General features: G+C 39.6%; 3 protein-coding genes and 1 riboswitch. Of the genes, 2 read left to right on the forward strand and 1 reads right to left on the reverse strand.

Going from position 1 to position 3,964, the window contains the following annotated elements; genetic code table 11:
• A partial coding sequence (locus AC11ZT_RS07255; RefSeq protein WP_484058957.1) for a MarR family transcriptional regulator occupies positions 1–342 on the forward strand: 342 nt, incomplete at its 5' end.
• Positions 343–410: 68 nt separating this feature from the next.
• Here AC11ZT_RS07255 and AC11ZT_RS07260 read toward each other — a convergent pair.
• Positions 411–1,937: an amino acid permease gene (locus AC11ZT_RS07260; RefSeq protein ID WP_484058958.1), complete on the reverse strand. Its 1,527-nt coding sequence runs from the start codon at positions 1,935–1,937 to the stop codon at positions 411–413.
• Positions 1,938–1,978: 41 nt separating this feature from the next.
• Positions 1,979–2,170: riboswitch (Lysine riboswitch) on the reverse strand.
• Between the two features lie 257 nt (positions 2,171–2,427).
• Between AC11ZT_RS07260 and AC11ZT_RS07265 the strand changes: the two genes are divergently transcribed.
• Positions 2,428–3,964 (forward strand): peptide chain release factor 3 (locus tag AC11ZT_RS07265; RefSeq protein WP_484058959.1); only part of this gene is annotated, 1,537 nt, incomplete at its 3' end.

Consider the following 3,964-nt stretch of genomic DNA (forward strand, 5'->3'; position numbering starts at 1 on the left):
CGAATTTGTGAGCATCCTGGAATCATTCAAGAACAGGTAGCAGATATGCTGAAAGTAGACCGAACAACAGCGGCACGTGCAATAAAAAAGTTAGAAATGAATGGATTTATTCGAAAGGTTAACGATGCGGAAAACAAAAAAATAAAGAAGCTTTTTCCAACTGAAAGAGCAAATCAAATCTATCCTTTTTTAAAACGAGAAGATGAATACTCAAATCAGGTTGCACTCACTGGATTTTCACAAGAAGAAATAGAAATGGCACGGAATCTACTCTATAAAATGAGAAAAAGTGTTGAAATAGACTGGGAGTTTGTCAAAAAAGGGGGGAAACGAGTGTATTAAGACGATTTTAGAAGGAAATATAAAAAAGAGGGAAACTCACAAATTTGTGAATTTCCCTCTTTTCATATTCATTCTTCATCAAATTTACATTCTTGAAGCGGAACCATCGTTGTTTTTTTCGCTACTTTATACCAAATCCAAACAATTAGAAAGACAGGTAAGCCAATGTAAGAAACAATAATGCTGTTCCAATCAATTTTGCCGTCTACAAAAGCAGAATAGCCTTGGCCGAGGATAACAATCGTACATAGAATAAGGGCAAATATAGGTCCAAATGGGAACCATTTTGCACGAAATGGCAGATCGTTTATTTCTCGTCCTTGGGCTACATATGCTTTGCGGAAACGATAATGGCTAATTGCAATTCCTAGCCATGCGATAAAGCCTGACATTCCAGACGCATTCAAAAGCCATGTATAAACAACGCCATCACCAAATAAAGAAGCAAGGAACGCTACAGCGCCAATAGATGCTGTAACAATTAATGCATTAACAGGAACTCCACGAGAATCGAGTCTTGCAAGAAATTTCGGTGCTTTTCCATCACGGGCTAAATCCCACAGCATACGAGTAGATGCGTACATACCAGAGTTACCAGCAGATAGTACAGCAGTTAAAATAATCGCATTCATAACAGATGCAGCAAAAGCGATCCCTGCACGGCTAAATACGAGTGTGAACGGACTAACGGTAACATCGCTGTTTGCTAAATCTGGGTTTGTAAACGGAATAAGACAGCTAATAACAAAAATAGCAAGCACGTAAAAGAGAAGAATACGCCAAAATACGCTTTTTACTGCTCGTGGAATAGATTTTTTTGGATCTTCAGTTTCTCCAGCAGCAACACCGAGAAGTTCTGTTCCTTGAAAAGAAAATCCAGCTGCCATGAAGACACCAATCGTTGCCATAAACCCACCATGGAACGGTGCATCCGCAATTGTGAAGTTTTGGAATCCGACGGCGCTTCCACCAATGATGCCAAAAATCATAGCGGTACCAACAACTAAAAAGATAATAACGGTAACGACTTTAATAAGTGAAAACCAATATTCTGCCTCGCCAAACCCTTTTACAGATAAGTAATTTAATAAAAACATTATTGCTAAGAAAAGAGCGCTCCATAATAAGGAAGATGTTTGAGGAAACCAAAATTTCATAATCATTGTTACAGCTGATAATTCTGCTGCAATGGTAATAGCCCAGTTATACCAATAGTTCCAGCCTAGTGCGAATCCAAGAGAAGGATCGACGAATTTCGTTGCATACGTACTAAACGAACCGGCTACTGGCATATATGTTGCCATTTCTGCAAGGCTTGTCATGAGGAAGTATACCATTATCCCAACAGCAATATAGGACACAAGGGCTCCACCCGGTCCTGCATTATGAATCGAATTTCCACTGGCAAGAAACAATCCTGTTCCAATAGTTCCGCCTAGAGAAATCATCGTTAAATGACGTGATTTTAATCCTCTGCGTAATTCAATGTGATTTGATGTTGTTTCATGTGATGAAACATGTCTAGCTGCACTTTCCATAAGTAACACTCCTAATATTTTGATATGGAAGGAGTGGGGAATAAAAAAAGCCGTCAAAAGGACTTGACGACGTTATATACTACCCCGCATCATGCCTTCCGTAAGATAGCTCATCACATGTGCCGGTTTTTGCACATGTGACAGTCCTGTTCCTATTCGAAAACAGTCCCAGCTCATGCTCCCAGAAAAAAGCACAAACTTCGGCAGCCTTTCCTTTCCAGACGGAGTCGGTTGATGTTCTCTGCATCTCGTCCGTCGTACTTTTAAAGGCCGCGACCTCTACCTCATCGGATTGATGAGGATTTTGTATAAAATTGTTGTAAAGACGTTGCCTATTATAGATTACATTTTGCTGAAATTCAAGTACTATACAAATAAAATATGATATTTTCTTATGATAATGATAAGTTGAACTTTAACTACGAGTGAGGATTTGATATGATAAGAAGTGCTGAGTAGAAGGAACTGGTGCGTTTTGTTTTGACTACGATGATATCTTACATCGTTAGATTGTTTATATACATTTTCATCGGAAAGGAATGCAATTATGATTAGTGAGCAAATGAATAAAGAAATTACGTCACGGCGTACGTTTGCAATTATTTCCCACCCGGATGCTGGGAAAACGACATTGACAGAAAAGCTTTTGCTCCTTGGTGGTACAATCCGTTCAGCAGGGACAGTAAAAGCGAAGAAAACAGGGAAATATGCAAAATCAGACTGGATGGAAATTGAAAAGCAACGTGGAATTTCCGTTACATCAAGTGTGATGCAAATTTTATACAAGGACCATCGAATTAACATATTGGATACACCGGGTCACCAAGATTTTAGTGAAGATACGTATCGAACGTTAACTGCCGTTGATAGTGCGGTCATGGTTATTGATGGAACAAAGGGGATTGAAGCGCAAACAATCAAGCTTTTCAAAGTATGTCGGATGCGAGGTATTCCCATTCTTACCTTTATTAATAAGCTAGACCGAGAAGGAAAAGAACCGCTAGAACTTCTTGCTGAAATTGAAGAAGTGCTTGGAATTGAATCGTACCCGGTTACGTGGCCTATTGGTATGGGAAAACGATTCCAAGGTACATATGATCGATTTGAGAAGAAAATAGAAGTATTCCGCGGTAACAAAGAATCTTTTTTCACTACCTTTGACGGTGAGCATATTACTGATGAAGTAAAAAAAGAAATTGATCCTTCTTACCTTGAAACTTTAACCGAAGAGCTAGCTTTATTAGATGAAGCAGGTAATGATTTTTCGGTTGAAAAAGTGAAAAATGGTACGTTAACGCCTGTATTTTTCGGAAGTGCGATTGCGAACTTCGGTGTACAATCATTTCTCGACGCATTTATCGAGTTGACTTCTTCACCACAGCCAAGAAATTCGACATCAGGAATGATAGGTCTTGATTATCCCCATTTTTCAGGATTTGTTTTTAAAATTCAGGCCAATATGAATCCGGCCCATCGCGACCGCATTGCATTTGTTCGCGTGTGTTCGGGTAAATTTGAGCGCGGTATGTCGGTGACGTTAGCACGTACGGGTAAAAAAATAAAGCTTGGCCAATCGCAGCAATTCTTAGCATCGGATCGGGAAACGGTAGAGGAAGCGTATCCCGGTGATATTATCGGACTGTATGATTCTGGAACTTACCAAATTGGAGATACCATTTTGGACGGAAATGATGTATTCCAATATGAAGCCTTGCCGAAATTCCCACCAGAATTGTTTATGAAGGTACATGCAAAGAATGCGATGAAGCATAAACAATTCGATAAAGGGATGACGCAGCTTGTACAAGAAGGAGCTGTGCAGCTCTACCGCACTCCGTTTTTTGGGGATTACATTTTAGGAGCAGTAGGGGAACTACAATTCCAAGTATTCGAATATCGAATGAAGGCTGAATATAATGTTGATATTGATATGGTTCCGATGAAGCATAGCATTGCCATGTGGACAAAAAAGGAAGAACTAGAAGACGATATGTTCGACTCACGGGTCATGCACGTTGAAGACCGAGAAGGAAATCCTGTACTTCTATTTGAAAATGATTTCGTATTCCGTATGTTCCAACAAA

The sequence above is a fragment of the Ectobacillus sp. genome, assembly GCF_056992975.1.